At 68.2% G+C, this 13,909-nt stretch carries 14 protein-coding genes; 5 read left to right on the plus strand and 9 right to left on the minus strand.

All coding sequences use genetic code 11. The features are described from left to right. Positions 1 to 94: 94 nt before the first annotated feature. From ACFSXZ_RS26780 to ACFSXZ_RS26800, 5 genes are all read right to left on the minus strand, one after another. The gene (locus ACFSXZ_RS26780) at positions 95 to 2,467 is read right to left on the minus strand and encodes an ATP-binding cassette domain-containing protein (RefSeq protein WP_378267960.1); all 2,373 of its coding nucleotides are present in this window, start codon (positions 2,465 to 2,467) and stop codon (positions 95 to 97) included. A gap of 24 nt (positions 2,468 to 2,491) precedes the next feature. Then, a complete protein-coding gene (locus tag ACFSXZ_RS26785; RefSeq protein WP_378267961.1) occupies positions 2,492 to 2,899 on the minus strand; it encodes a VOC family protein in 408 nt (135 codons plus the stop codon). A gap of 5 nt (positions 2,900 to 2,904) precedes the next feature. Continuing rightward, positions 2,905 to 3,354, minus strand: coding sequence for a helix-turn-helix transcriptional regulator (locus ACFSXZ_RS26790; protein ID WP_378267962.1), 450 nt, complete (start codon positions 3,352 to 3,354; stop codon positions 2,905 to 2,907). 76 nt (positions 3,355 to 3,430) lie between these two features. Further along, positions 3,431 to 4,957, minus strand: a complete 1,527-nt coding sequence (locus tag ACFSXZ_RS26795; RefSeq protein ID WP_378267963.1) for an aldehyde dehydrogenase — start codon at positions 4,955 to 4,957, stop codon at positions 3,431 to 3,433. A gap of 160 nt (positions 4,958 to 5,117) precedes the next feature. Next, a complete protein-coding gene (locus ACFSXZ_RS26800) occupies positions 5,118 to 5,648 on the minus strand; it encodes a PadR family transcriptional regulator (RefSeq protein WP_378267964.1) in 531 nt (176 codons plus the stop codon). Between the two features lie 221 nt (positions 5,649 to 5,869). On the opposite strand from ACFSXZ_RS26800, the gene ACFSXZ_RS26805 reads away from it, so the two are divergent. The 4 genes from ACFSXZ_RS26805 (at position 5,870) to ACFSXZ_RS26820 (ending at position 9,866) form a co-directional block, all read left to right on the plus strand. After that, entirely contained in the window at positions 5,870 to 7,651 is a 1,782-nt protein-coding gene (locus tag ACFSXZ_RS26805; protein ID WP_378267965.1) for a hypothetical protein, read from the plus strand. A 153-nt stretch (positions 7,652 to 7,804) separates the two neighbouring features. Beyond that, on the plus strand, positions 7,805 to 8,650 hold the full coding sequence (locus ACFSXZ_RS26810; protein WP_378267966.1) for a TIGR03621 family F420-dependent LLM class oxidoreductase: 846 nt from the start codon (positions 7,805 to 7,807) through the stop codon (positions 8,648 to 8,650). 53 nt (positions 8,651 to 8,703) lie between these two features. Then, positions 8,704 to 9,354, plus strand: a complete 651-nt coding sequence (locus ACFSXZ_RS26815; protein WP_378267967.1) for a TetR/AcrR family transcriptional regulator — start codon at positions 8,704 to 8,706, stop codon at positions 9,352 to 9,354. 17 nt (positions 9,355 to 9,371) lie between these two features. Continuing rightward, a complete protein-coding gene (locus ACFSXZ_RS26820; RefSeq protein WP_378267968.1) occupies positions 9,372 to 9,866 on the plus strand; it encodes a nitroreductase family deazaflavin-dependent oxidoreductase in 495 nt (164 codons plus the stop codon). On the opposite strand, the gene ACFSXZ_RS26825 is transcribed toward ACFSXZ_RS26820, so the two are convergent. From ACFSXZ_RS26825 to ACFSXZ_RS26840, 4 genes are read right to left on the minus strand one after another with little or no spacing between them, the layout of a single operon-like run. After that, positions 9,853 to 10,614 (minus strand): CatB-related O-acetyltransferase, encoded by a 762-nt coding sequence (locus ACFSXZ_RS26825; RefSeq protein WP_378267969.1) that lies wholly within the window; start codon positions 10,612 to 10,614, stop codon positions 9,853 to 9,855. The two genes, ACFSXZ_RS26820 and ACFSXZ_RS26825, sit on opposite strands and share 14 nt — an antisense overlap. A 45-nt stretch (positions 10,615 to 10,659) precedes the next feature. Beyond that, positions 10,660 to 11,001, minus strand: coding sequence for an effector-associated constant component EACC1 (locus ACFSXZ_RS26830; protein ID WP_378267970.1), 342 nt, complete (start codon positions 10,999 to 11,001; stop codon positions 10,660 to 10,662). A 20-nt stretch (positions 11,002 to 11,021) separates the two neighbouring features. Next, positions 11,022 to 11,303 (minus strand): hypothetical protein, encoded by a 282-nt coding sequence (locus tag ACFSXZ_RS26835; protein WP_378267971.1) that lies wholly within the window; start codon positions 11,301 to 11,303, stop codon positions 11,022 to 11,024. 15 nt (positions 11,304 to 11,318) lie between these two features. Then, positions 11,319 to 11,462: a hypothetical protein gene (locus tag ACFSXZ_RS26840; RefSeq protein WP_378267972.1), complete on the minus strand. Its 144-nt coding sequence runs from the start codon at positions 11,460 to 11,462 to the stop codon at positions 11,319 to 11,321. A gap of 139 nt (positions 11,463 to 11,601) precedes the next feature. Between ACFSXZ_RS26840 and ACFSXZ_RS26845 the strand changes: the two genes are divergently transcribed. Continuing rightward, complete coding sequence (locus ACFSXZ_RS26845; RefSeq protein WP_378267973.1) at positions 11,602 to 13,908, plus strand: helix-turn-helix domain-containing protein; 2,307 nt, start codon at positions 11,602 to 11,604, stop codon at positions 13,906 to 13,908. Position 13,909: the final 1 nt, after the last annotated feature.

Genomic DNA, 13,909 nt, shown 5'->3' on the forward strand with positions numbered 1-13,909 from the left:
TGGCTGAGAGAACAGCCGTACTGTCCGGCACCGCCGTACGCTACCCGCCCCCGCGCAAGCACCTGCCATCGGGTTACTGACCGGTAACTTGCCCTCAGGGATTCACGTAGGCGGCGAGGTGCTTGCCGGTGAGAGTCGAGGAGGTGTTGACAAGATCGGCGGGGGTGCCCTCGAAGACGATCCGGCCGCCGTCGTGGCCGGCACCCGGGCCGAGGTCGATGATCCAGTCGGCGTGCGCCATCACCGCTTGGTGGTGCTCGATCACGATCACCGATTTGCCGCCGTCGACCAGCCGGTCGAGGAGCCCGAGCAGGTGATCGACGTCGGCGAGGTGCAGGCCGGTGGTCGGTTCGTCCAGGACGTACACACTGCCCTTGCCTCCCATGTGGGTGGCGAGTTTGAGCCGCTGGCGCTCACCGCCGGACAGCGTGGTCAACGGCTGGCCGAGGCTGAGGTAACCGAGCCCGACCTCGTCCAGACGGGTGAGGATGGCGTGCGCGGCCGGGGTGTGCGCGTCACCGGCGCCGAAGAACTCCCTGGCCTCGGTCACCGGCATCGCGAGCACCTCGCTGATGTCGCGGCCGCCCAGGGTGTATTCGAGCACCGCGGCCTGGAAACGCCGTCCCTCGCACTCCTCACAGGTGGTGGCGACGCCCGCCATCATCGCCAGGTCGGTGTAGACGACCCCGGCGCCGTTGCAGGTGGGGCAAGCTCCCTCGGAGTTGGGACTGAACAGCGCCGGCTTCACCCCGTTGACCTTGGCGAACGCCTTGCGGATCGGGTCGAGCAGGCCGGTGTAGGTGGCCGGGTTGCTCCGCCGTGAGCCCCGGATCGGAGTCTGGTCGACCGCGACCACGCCGTCCCGGCCGGAGACCGAACCGTGGATCAGGGAACTCTTGCCCGACCCGGCCACCCCGGTGACCACGACCAGCGCGCCGAGCGGGAGGTCGACATCGACCTCCCGCAGGTTGTGCGTGTTCGCGCCGCGCACCTCCAGGACGCCCGAGGGCGTCCGGACCGACGGCTTCAGGCGGACGCGGTCGTCCAGATGCCGTCCGGTGAGCGTGCCCGAGGACCGCAACCCCGCGATGCCGCCCTCGAACACCACCTCGCCGCCACCGGTCCCCGCGCCGGGCCCGAGGTCGATGACGTGGTCGGCGATCGCGATCACTTCCGGCTTGTGCTCGACGACCAGCACCGTGTTTCCCTTGTCCCGCAACCGGAGCAGCAGGTCGTTCATGCGCTGGATGTCATGCGGATGCAGCCCGATGGTGGGCTCGTCGAAGACATAGGTGACATCGGTGAGCGACGACCCGAGGTGACGGATCATCTTGGTGCGCTGTGCCTCGCCGCCGGAAAGGGTGCCCGTCGGACGATCGAGGCTGAGGTAACCGAGTCCGATCTCGACGAACGAGTCGAGGGTGTGCCGCAGCGACGTCAGCAGCGGCGCGACCGACGGCGCGTCCAGTTCCCGGACCCAGCCCGCGAGGTCGTTGATCTGCATCGCGCAGGCGTCGGCGATGCTGACCCCCTTGATCTTCGACGAGCGCGCCGCCTCGGACAGCCGGGTGCCACCGCATTCGGGACAGGTGTCGAAGGTGACCGCCCGCTCCACGAACGCGCGGATGTGCGGCTGCAGCGCGTCCACGTCCTTCGACAGCATCGACTTCTGGATCTTGGGGATCAGCCCCTCGTAGGTCAGGTTGATGCCCTCGACCTTGATCTTGGTCGGTTCCTTGTGGAGCAGATCGTGCAGCTGTTTCTTGGTGAACTCGCGGATCGGCTTGTCCGGGTCGAAGAAGCCGCAGCCCCGGAAGATCCGGCCGAACCAGCCGTCCATGCTGTAACCGGGGATCGTGAGCGCACCCTCGTTCAACGACTTGCTGTCGTCGTAGAGCTGCGTCAGGTCGATGTCGTTGACCGAGCCCCGTCCTTCGCATCGCGGGCACATCCCCCCGGTGATGCTGAAACTGCGGCGCTCCTTCACGGTGCGCCCGGCGCGTTCGACGGTGACCGCGCCCGCTCCGCTGATCGAGGCGACATTGAACGAAAACGCCTGCGGCGAACCGATATGCGGCTTCCCGAGCCTGCTGAACAGAATGCGCAACATCGCGTTGGCGTCGGTGGCGGTGCCGACCGTGGAACGGGGGTCGGCGCCCATCGGCTGCTGATCCACCACGATCGCGGTGGTCAGCCCGTCCAGTACGTCGACGTCCGGCCGTCCCAGCGTCGGCATGAACCCCTGCACGAACGCGCTGTAGGTCTCGTTGATCAGCCGCTGCGACTCCGCGGCGATCGTGCCGAACACCAGAGAGCTCTTGCCCGAGCCGGAGACGCCGGTGAACACGGTCAGTCTGCGTTTCGGGATTTCGACGCTGACGTCGGCCAGATTGTTCACCCGAGCGCCGTGCACGCGGATCAGATCGTGGCTGTCGGCGACGTGCGGCGTCTCCGTTCTCGTGCCCATGTTCTTTTTTCTCTTCCCCTCAGTTCAGAGTTCCTGGACGCGGACCAGGTTGCCCGCCGGATCACGGACCGCGCAGTCGCGGATACCGTACGGCTGCTCTGTCGGCTCCTGGACGATCTCGACGTCGGCTGCCTGCAGCCGCTCGAAGGTTCCGTCGAGGTCCTTGGTGGCCAGGAGGAGCGCGGCGTAGGTGCCCTTCGCCATCATCTCGGTGATGACGCGGCGCTCGTCGTCGGTGATGCCGGGGGTGACGGCGGGCGGGGACAGGACGATGGACGTGCTGGGCTGGCCGACGGGGCCGACCGTGAGCCAGCGCATCTTGCCCTTGCCCACGTCGTTGCGGATCTCGAAGCCGAGGGTGTCGCGGTAGAAGGCCACGGAGGCCTCCGGGTCGTCGTGCGGCAGGAAGCTCGCGTGAATCGTGATGTCCATACTGGTCACACTAGGTGCGGCTCGATGAGCGGCGCTTCTCGATTCCTGACCGGTCTGGTCACCTGTTTGGCCACGCACGGCGGCAGTGCCGCGGTCGCGTTGGCCGCGCGGCGCCGGTAGGTGCTGGGCGACATCCCGACCAGCTCGGTGAAACGAGTGCTGAAGGTGCCCAGCGACGCGCAGCCGACCGCGAAACAGACCTCGGTGACGCTCAGGTCCCCACGGCGCAGCAGCGCCATCGCGCGTTCGATGCGTCGCGTCATCAGATAGGAGTACGGTGACTCACCGTAAGCGAGCCGAAACTGACGGCTGAGATGTCCGGCCGACATGTTCACGCCCCGGGCCAGTGCCTCGACGTCCAGCGGCTGCGCGTACTCCCGGTCGATCCGGTCGCGGACACGGCGCAGCAACGCGAGGTCTCGCAGATGCTGCGCCGTGGCGGGTCTACTGCTCATTCGCCAGATCGTGCCATGAGGTCGCGGAGATTCCCAGCGCGATCGGGCCCGCGTGGACGCCTCGGCGCCCGGAGGCTCAGTAGCCCGCTGGGCGGCCTTCGAGGATGACGGTCTTGGTTTCGAGGAAGGGAAGCAGGCCTTCGCGACCACCTTCGCGCCCGATGCCGGACTGCTTGAACCCGCCGAAGGCGATGCCGAAGTCGGTGCGGAACGCGTTGTGGCCGACGGTGCCCGAACGCAACCGCCGCGCGACTTCGCGTGCCCGGTCGACGTCGTTGGTGAACACCGACGCGTTGAGGCCGTAGATCGTGTCGTTGGCGACCGCGATCGCGTGGTCCTCGTCCTCGGCCGGGATCACGCTCAGGACGGGCCCGAAGATCTCCTCCTGGGCGATGGCCGAGGAGTTGTCCACGTTGCCGAACACGGTCGGCTCGACGAACCAGCCCCGGTCCAGACCTTTCGGACGGCCACCGCCGGCGGCCAGCGTCGCGCCCTGCGCCACGCCCTTGGCGATGTAGCCCTCCACCCGATCCCGCTGGCGCTGCGCCGCCAACGGCCCCATCTGGGTGGCCGGGTCGAACGGATCACCGACCCGGACCTGGGAAAACGTACTGGCCAGTGCCTCGACCAGTTCGTCGTGCCGCGCCCGGCTGACCACGATCCGGGTCAGCGACGAACACACCTGCCCGGACATCAGGCACTCCGCCTCCGACAGCGTCCGCGCGGCGGTGGCGATGTCCATGTCGTCGAGGATCACCGCGGCCGACTTCCCGCCCAGTTCCAGGGTGCAGCGCGCGATCCGCTCCCCGCACAGCGACGCGATCCGGCGGCCGGCGGCGGTCGAACCGGTGAAGGTGATCTTGTCCACGCGCGGGTCACGCACCAGCAGTTCGGAGACCTCGCGATCGGCGGTGACCACGTTGAGCACCCCCCGCGGCAACCCGATCGCCTCGGCGACCTCGGCCACCACATAGCCCTCGCCGGGCGCTTCCGGCGCGGATTTCAGCACGACGGTGCACCCGGCCAGCAGCGCCGGAGCGACCTTGTTCGCGATCAGCTGCATGGGCGCGTTCCACGGGATGATCGCCCCCACCACACCGACCGGCTCCCGCACGAGAAGCCCGAACTCCCCCGCCATCGGCGTGGCCGGCTCTTCGAACGGATAGGTGCCGGCCAGATCGGCATACTGGTCGAGGATGATTTTGGCGCCGTACCCGCCGGCCAGCGCGATGCCGTGCAGGACACCGGATTCCCGCGGCCACAACTGGCCGATGTCCGCGCCTCGCTCCATCAGACCCGCCGCGAGCGCGCGAAGGAACTCCGCCCGCTCTGCATGGCTCATGCGCGGCCACGGACCCTCGTCGAAGGCCTCACGCGCCGCCGAGACCGCGCGCGACATGTCGGCCTCCCGCGCCTCGGCCACCCGGAAGAACAGCTCCTCGGTGCCGGAGTCGATCACCTCGATCTTCGCGTCGGACGAAGGTTCCACCCACTCTCCGCCGATGAAGAACCGGTCCGCGTGGCGCAGCGGCGCCTTGGTTTCCTCCGCCAGGGTCATTGCTCGGCCTCCGATCGTGGCCACGGCCACGCGGGCGGCACCCACGACACCGAGGCTGCTAGTAACACTGTTACTAGTGACGCTAGTGGCGCCGGCAGGGGGCCATCAAGTGACGACGACCACTACCGTGCCGTTCGTAACCGATCCGACCACAGCCACGGCGGAAACGGTGTCTACAAGCAGATTGGCCGCGGAGGCGTCTCCGCTACTTTTGGTCGGATCGGTAACCGGCGCCGAGCAGGTCCATGACGAACCGCAGCGCCGCATCGGCCGCGGTGTGCCGCCACGCCAGCAGAACCGCGTCGAATCCCTTGCCTCGTGCCCGTTCGAACTCGAGCGCGCCCACGATCTGCTCCAGCACATCCCGCTGACGCCGCAGAAGGGCCCGCGAATCGCCGCCGCGCCGGTCCAGCAACGCCAGTTTCGTCAGCAGATGCGAGCGGATGTCCCGCACATGCGGCACGGGACGGGTCAGCCACTCGTCGACCGCTCCACGACCGGTGGCGGTCAGCGCGAAGACCGTCCGTTGTGGACCCGGGCCGGACTCCACGGTGACCGGGGAAACCAAGCCGGCCGGCTCCAGCCGTCCCAGCGCGCGGTAGATCATCGGCCGGGGAATGTGCCACACCCGTCCCAGCGGACCGTCCGAAGCGGTCAGTGTGGCAATGGCGAAACCATGCCGCGGTTCCTCTCGCAGCAACGCCAGCACCGTCCACTCCGGCAACGTCCATTCCACGACGTCGAGCGTAGAACCTCCGGAGCCGATCCCCGCGCCAACCCGCCGGGCTTCCTGTCGCCGTGTCAAAAACCGTCTCCCCGGGAACGCCGGGGCGTGAATCCCGCACACACTGCCAGAATGTCCTGCGACAATTGTTCCAGTATTCGTGAAATGCGCGGTGATGCCGTTATATTGTCGGACGGGTGCGCGCGGCGGCGCGCAAAGGGGAGGGGATTACGGTGGACTACTTTCCGATCGCGGGTACGCCCTTGCAGGTCGAACTGGGTTTCGTCGCGGTGGGCACGGCTCCTCCGCCGGTCCGGAAACCGTTGGGCGGACCTGCCGCCACATCCCTGCGCGTGCTTGTCGAAACCCAACTGGAGCCAACTCAGGCCGCGGCGATGGAGGCGATGCTGGCCACCCCGCTGGACAAGATTTTCGACGGTATCTGGCGGGAGCAGAAAAGCACGGTGGCCGGCCAGGTCCGGCAGACGGTCCGGGACGCGCGGCCGGACGCGATCGACATCGACCCCGATTTTCCCGACAAGGGCACGCTGCGCGCGCTGACCACGGAAAACGTTTCCGAGGAATTGCTCGAACTGCTGTCGCCGGTGCGGCAAGCGACGCAGTTGACATTCAGCTATCAGTTGCCCGGCGTGCGGGTGCAGTGGCACGAAACGACCGGTGGCCCCCTGAGCGGGGCCTTCGACCCGGCCTTCGAGCTGACCTTCGACGCCGAACTCGGGCTGTATCTGGGCGTGCCCCACGATCCGCACTATCCGATCGCGGCCGCGGTCGACTTCCTCACGCTCAATGTGCGGTTGAGCGGTGGCAATCTGATCGGCGGCATCGGCCTCGCCGTCACGAAGCTGCTGGATCAGATCAAAGACCACCCCCTCGTCGTACCCGGCGAAGACGTCACCTCGCTGCCGCTGGATCAACTCGCCGGGCTGGCCGTTCAGCTCAACCTCTTGTCCGGCGCGTTCACGAAGGCCACGTCGCTCGGCTTCGACCGGCTGGACGTGTTCATCGACAGTGTCGTGCCCGAGGGCGAGAAGGTGGCCTCGAACACCGTCACCTTCACCCTCGACCGGCCCTTCGAGCCCGGCCCGAACGTGCGGCAGCTCGGTGTCGACGACGGGTTGTTCGTCTCGATGACCCATCTGGCGACGCTGGGGACCGTGGTCTCCCCTGGCGGCTCCCTGGACGTGAGCGGCGAGTCGTTTCCCGTCCCCAGCGCGAACAACCTGGCCATCGAGTGGGACGACACGGTGGCAGGGAAGGTGGTGCTGTCCGAAATCCAGTGGGGTTTCAGCCCCTTCGGCTTCACGCCCGACCCGTCGGACACGGTGAAGATCGACCGCGACGGCCCGTACGACGGGCGCAACCGGTTCAGCACCGGGCCGACCCTGATGCCGGAAAGCCAGTACGCGTTCCGCGTGCGCGATTACGCGGTGAAGGACCAAATCGCCACCGACTGGAGTCCCTGGCTGCTGGCGAGCACGGCCGTGACCAACGACGTCGACCTGGTGCTCGACGACGCCCGTGCCACCGTGGTGGGCCACACCACGGTGCGAGAAGACGGCACCATCGCCACCCGAATCACCGTCCCGCCCGATCAACCGCCCGGCACTTATGCCGTTCGGGCGGTACAGGACGGCCGGCGGCTGGCCTCGGCGCCGGAAAGGATCACGGTGCTCGCGGCGGCCGCGCCCCCGGCTCCCGCGATCCAGGCGTTCAACCACTTCACCCACGCCCAGCTCGACGCGAACGGCGTCGCGCTGACGAAATCCCCGTTGGACATCCACGGGGTCGACTTCGCCCCCGGAACCGTCTCGCTGTTCCTCGACAACGAGAACGGCCCACGGCTCGGCGACTTCCCGGTCCAGGCGGACGGAACATTCGAGGCGACGGTGCGGGTCCCGCGTGGGAACACCGGCCGGCGGCCGATCATGGCGCTTCAGGACAGCGGCCTCCGTGCCTCGACCTATCCGATCGAATTCGAGAACCCGCCCGCGTAATTCCGGGACCGGCGCGCGCCTCGTCAGATAGCCCGCACGCTGCGGTGATACCCGAAACGCAATGCTCGATGCGGAACATTCATTGGACTCGCCGCGGCCGGCGGTCACAAGGTGGAAGCAGCGCCACGTTCGGCACGCGACCGCGAGAGGACCATGATGACCGCCAGAGATTTCCGATTCGGCGTCAACCTTTTCACCGCCGGGCCCCGGAAGGCATGGCAGGAAACCGCGCGGCGAGTCGAGGACCTGGGCTACGACGTGCTCCTGGTGCCCGATCACCTCGGCATGACCGCGCCGTTCCCCGCGCTGGTGTCCGCCGCCGAGGTCACCACCCGGCCGAGGTTGGGCACCCTGGTGCTCAACGCCGGGTTCTACCGGCCCGCACTGCTGGCTCGCGACGTCGCCGGCGTGCACGAACTCACCGACGGCCGGTTCGAACTCGGCGTGGGCACCGGTTACGCCGCCGCGGAGTTCGAGGCCGCGGGGTTGCCGTTTCCCGGTGCCCGGCAACGGATCGAGCACCTGGAGCACACCGTGACCGAGGTGTCCCGGGAACTGGCCGCGGCAGGCCACCGGGTGCCGATGATGATCGGCGGCGCGGGCGAAAAGGTCCTCACCATCGCCGCCCGGCACGCGGACATCGTGAACATCGCGGGCGCGGGCCCTCTGCCCGGTTCCGGTCAGGCCGACCCTCTGTCGGCACGGGTCGGCTTCGTGCGCCGGGCCGCCGGCGAGCGCTTCGACCAGCTCGAACTCGGCATGTTCCTCGCCGCCGTGCACATCGCCGGATCCGGCGAGCCGGATCTGTTCGTGCCGCGCGCGCTCTACCCCGACCTGTCGGAAGAGGAATTGCTGGCGCTGCCGGGCGTGTTGCACGGGAGCGCGGGAGAAGTCGCGGACTCCCTTCGCGGGATCCGGGAAACCTACGGCATCAGCTACTTCGCCACGGCAGACCGATACCTGGCCCCCCTTGCCAAGGTGATCAGTCAGCTCCGCTGACGCCCACCGGCCGGAATCTATCAAGTGATGGAAACACGTGATAGATTCGCACCATGGGCCCTCAAGCCACCCGAGTGGGCGGCTCCGCGGCGGGCACGGAACGGCGCCTCGTCGCGGCCGCGGAGCGGCTGTTCGCCGAGCACGGCGTCGACGCGGTGTCACTGCGCACGGTGATGCAGGCGGCCGGGACGAACGTCGCCGCGATCCACTACCACTTCGGTTCGAAGGACGGACTGCTGGACGCGGTCCTGCGCAGCCGGCTGGACCAGGTGACCCGCGAGCGGGACGCGGTGCTCCTGGAACTCGAAGAGCGAGCCATCACCACACACGATCTGGCCCGTGCGCTCGTGCGGCCGGTGGTCGCCGTGCTCGGCTCCGGCGGCGACCACTGGATCCGGCTCGTCGGCCACCTGCTGGCCACCGGTGACACGAGGCTGGCCTCGATTTCCGAGTCGTTCTTCCGGCGCAACGCCACCTTCATCGAAGTGCTGGAACGGCTGAGCCCGGGCGTCCCCTGCCGGACGCTCAATTTCCGTTTGCTCCAGGCGATGAACACGACGCTGAACATCCTGGGCGACGTCGAGCGCACTCGTCGCCTGCTCGGCCCGGAGGCGGAGACCTGGACCACCGACGAGGTCGTCGCCGACGTCGTCGACCTCGTGACATCCGTCCTCGCCGGCCCGCCCGCCGAGTCAATCCCTTAGACCGTCAGGAGTTCACGATGGGACGTTTCACCTTGCCCGACAAAACTCCCAAGGGCCTGGATTCGGCGGTGACCGCCAAAGGCATGAAGTACATGGCCAAGCTCCATGTGAAGATCTTCAAGCTGACCAACGGGCGCGTCGGCAACAAGTGGCGGATCGGGGCCGCCTTCCGCAAGCCTGCCCCGACGCTGCTCCTGGAGCACCGCGGCCGCAAGTCCGGACGGCTGTTCACGACCCCGCTGCTCTATCTGCGTTCCGGCGAAGACCTGGTCCTCGTCGCCTCCCAGGGCGGTCTGCCCAAACACCCGCAGTGGTACTTCAACCTGATCGCGCACCCCGAAACCCGCGTGCACATCAAGGGCCGTCGCGACATCCCCGTCGTGGCCAAGGTCGCCTCATCCGAGGAGCGCGACGATCTCTGGCCGCGCCTGGTCGACTTCTACGCCGACTTCGCGAAGTACCAGACGTGGACCGAGCGGGAAATCCCGGTCGTGATCCTCACGCCCCGCTGAAATCCGGCGATGCCTGTTCGGCCGGATCGGGGTCGCCGACGACTTCCTCGGGCGTGACGCCGGCGAACTCGGCAAGCGCGCGCACATCGTGGCCCTGCAGCAGGGGCAGCGCCTCGGATATCCGTTCGTCGGGCCAGGTCCACCAGCCGATCCGCCACAACAGCTTGCGGGACAACGGATCGAAGCGGTGCCGGACCACCTTGTTGTCGGCGACCACGATGGAAAACGGCGCCACGTCGCGGGAGACGACGGCGCGGGAACCGATGATCGCGCCGGTGCCGATGCGCACGCCCGGCATCACGAGCGCCTCGTAGCCGATCCACACTTCGTGCCCCACGACGGTGTCCCCGACCGGTGCGATGCAGTTCCGGGCACCCTCGAAGATGGAGAAGAACCCGTACGGCGTCACCGCTTTCGCGTCGTGCCCGTGGTTGCCGCCCAGCATGAAGACGCACCCGGAAGCGAACTGGCAGAAGTTGCCGATGCGCAGTTTGTCGAACGGCGGGCCATCGAAGTTTTCGTAGCGCTCCGGCTCGGCGAAGACATAGCGCACGCGCTGCGCGAAGCTCTCCTGGTGATAGAAGCCGCTGTACCAGCAGTACCGGCCGTCCTCCAGTTCGATCAGAGGATGCCGGGCGATTTCGGGATCAAGGTCCAGCCGCTGCACCTGAGTTAAGTCCCTGAACACGGCATCAATTATGGCGCACAGCGCAGCTTTCCCAAATCGGTGTCGCGGCCTGCGCACCATTGCGGCCCACCGGGGCCGGGGGTGCTCACGCCGGGTCGAGGCCGGTCATGACTTTCCGTCGAGCATCGCCTCCAGGACCGGCAAGACCTCACCGACGTTTTCCGCGGTCAGCGTGACCACCTCGCCTCCGCATTTGACGGTGACCGCCACACCCGGGCGCCGGGACCGGAGAAAGGCGGGCAGCCTCCGCAGCGCCGTCATCAGCGGCACGCCGCCGGTGACGGCGATCTGCAATACGTCCCACGAGCCCAGACCCCCGTTCGTTGTCGTACGAGGCATTCGGGTCACCGCCACGCCCGGCACCCGCCCGAGATACGCGCTCAAGGAACGAAGTTCGCTGAGGTCCGAAATGGACACTTCTGCCGCGTGGCCACCTTTCGCCGTCACGGTTTCCTCCTTTCCCGCCTTCATCGGGTTTCCAGGTGGACGGCCGGGGGGATCTGGGGCGCGCTCTGCGATCCGTGCTGGCACGTGCTCGCGAGAAGCAGGATCAAAAACAGTGCCGCGACGACACCGAGGCATCCGCCACCGCCCGTGGGCCGCTGACGGAACTCGACCCGCCCCCCGGGCGGAATGCCGGGGTGGCGCTGGATGTAGTGGGTCATTTGCGCGTCGGCGCCTTGCGATTCGGTGAGCCAGGGGGTGTGGTAACCGCATTCACCACACCAGTACCGGTAGTTGTCCGCCATTCTCGTCTCCTCCGATCAGGGATGCTCGATGCGCCGGATGAGCAACGGATGAAGTGGTCCATGCCGGCTCGCAGGCATGGCTGCTGTTGGCGTGACGACAATGGCAAGGGCGGCCAGGCCGGCCATCAGGACCACACCCAGCCGACGGCGAACACTCATGATTTCCCCTCTCCCGGAATCGGCGTGCCCTCGAATGCTCGCGATCGACCCGGGTAAAAGACCAGGTCAGGAACCGGCCACAGATGACCGGTCGGAGCGATAGAGTCACCAAGACCGATTTCGCGGGGGAAGGCATCAGGTGACGAGTGAATTGGGCCCGCTTTTGCGCCGGCTGCGGCGTGAAGCCGGAATGACCCAGGAAGAACTCAACCGGCAGTCCGGGGTCAGCGTGCGGACCATTCGCCGACTGGAGACCAGCACCGAGGAGAACTTCCGGCTCGACACCATCCGGCTCATCGCCGACGCCTTGAAACTCATCCCGGAGCAGCGCCGTGCACTGATGTCCGCGGCCGGCACGGTACCGCCGGCCGAACCCGGGCCCGTCCCGACCGCCGTGCGCCCGCCGTTGGCCGAGGTGACCGATCGGCTCGCCGACGTGCTCCAGCGCCGGTGGCGCCGGGAAGTCGAACAGCGCGGCGCCCACAACCCGTTCCCGCTGCCCGTGCGGTGGCATCCCGTGCCCGGACACCTGGCCGACCACTGGGACAACGTCCGGGGCGTCCCGCCCGGCGACACGGCGGATCCGCTGGACCTCACGGGTGACCTGACCAGGATCGCGGAGGTCTACCGGCGCGTCCCCTCCGGCCGGCTGGTGGTACTCGGCCGCGCCGGGTCGGGAAAGACGATCCTGACGCTGCGCTTCGTTCTGGACTACCTCGCCACGCGCACCGCCGCCGACCCGGTTCCGGTGATCTTCAGCCTGGGCTCGTGGGATCCCACGGAAGCCTCCCTGCGGGACTGGCTGATCGGCCGGCTGCTGCGCGACCACCCGGATCTGGTCGCCGCGACGCCCGGCAGCGCAAACCTGGCCGCCGCGCTGGTCGAGTCCGGTCGCGTTCTGCCGGTGCTCGACGGATTCGACGAGATTCCCGAAGTCCTGCACCGGGACGCGTTGCTGGCGCTGAACGCCACGTCGCTGCCCATGCTGCTGACCAGCCGCCCCGGCGAATACCGCACGGCCGTCGCCGCGACCGACGTGCTCACCTGGGCGGCGGGCATCTGGATCGACGACCTGACGCCCGCCGACATGGACGACTACCTGCGCCGCTCCAGCCGCACGAATCGCTGGGACAAGGTCCTGGCCGAGCTGCGCGACGGCGGGGACGATCCCGCGCGCGAGAATCTCGCCGAAGTGCTCAGGACGCCGCTCATGGTCGTCCTCGCCCGCACCATCTACCGCGACAAGGATCCGGCGGCGCTCCTGGACATCACCCGGTTCCCGACCTCGGACGACCTCGAAGACCATCTGCTGGGCAGTTTCGTCCCGACCGCCTACCGGCCGCACTCCGCCGGGGTGCCCAGACCGCACTGGACTCCGGACCGCGTCCAGCGATGGCTGGGCTACCTCGCCCACCATGTGACCCGGCTGGGTTCACCGGATCTCGCGTGGTGGCAGCTGGGCGACTCGCTCGGCAACTCGTCCCGCATTCTCGGCGTGGTCCTGGCGTCGGCGGCCGTCACCACGCTCGTCGACTGGCTGATCCTGCTGCCGCTCGACGTGATCAAGGTCGGCTTCCCCTTCGGCCTCGAGGCCGGTCTGCTGGACGGGCTGCTGATCGGTCCCCTGGTGGGCCTGGGTTTCGGCCTCGTCTACGGGCTGATGACCGTGTTCGGCGGGGTGGTGTTCCAGCCGTCGTACGTCCAGATGCGCCTGCTCGGCCGGAACAGCCAGGTCCCGATGGTCCGCACCTTCACCGGAAGGTTCGGCTCCGGTCTCCTCGGCGGCTGCATGGTGGGTCTGGGATACGGGTCGGTGAGCGCCGTGGTGCGCGGCACGGTCTACGGACTGCCGTCGATGGACGTGCTGATCCGGACGGCGTTGATCAACATGCTGGTGAGCGGGGCCGTCTTCGGGCTCGCGGCGGGCATCGTGTTCGGTCTGGTGGCCGCGCTGGAAACGCCGCTCGACCTCAACTCGGCCGCGAGCCCGCTCACCATGCTGCGCGCCAACCGCACCACCGTGATCCGGCAGGTCCTGGCACTCGCGCCGGCGCTCGCGCTCGCGATCACCTTCGGCGGCACGCTCGTGGTCGCCTCCCTGCAGGGCCTGCTCGGCCCGTTGGTGTGGGGCCTCGGCGGACTCGCCACCGGCGTCGTCGGAGGCCTGAGCGGCGCGCTTTCCTATGCCCTGGCGTTCACCGCCTGGGGTCAATGGCTGGTGCTGTCCCGCGTTTGGCTGCCCGTCACCGGCAAACTTCCCTGGTCGGTCCCCGTCTTCCTCGACGACGCCTACCATCGCGGAGTGCTACGCCAGACCGGCGCGGTCTACCAGTTCCGCCACGCCCGCTTCCAAGACCACCTCGCCCGCACGTTCCGGCAGGGCGGCCCCGACGGCGGTTCGTCCACCAAGGCGCCGGCGGGAGTCCCGGACCACGCGCGCGAGTAGG

Source organism: Amycolatopsis pigmentata, assembly GCF_042684065.1.
Taxonomy (GTDB): domain Bacteria; phylum Actinomycetota; class Actinomycetes; order Mycobacteriales; family Pseudonocardiaceae; genus Amycolatopsis_E; species Amycolatopsis_E pigmentata.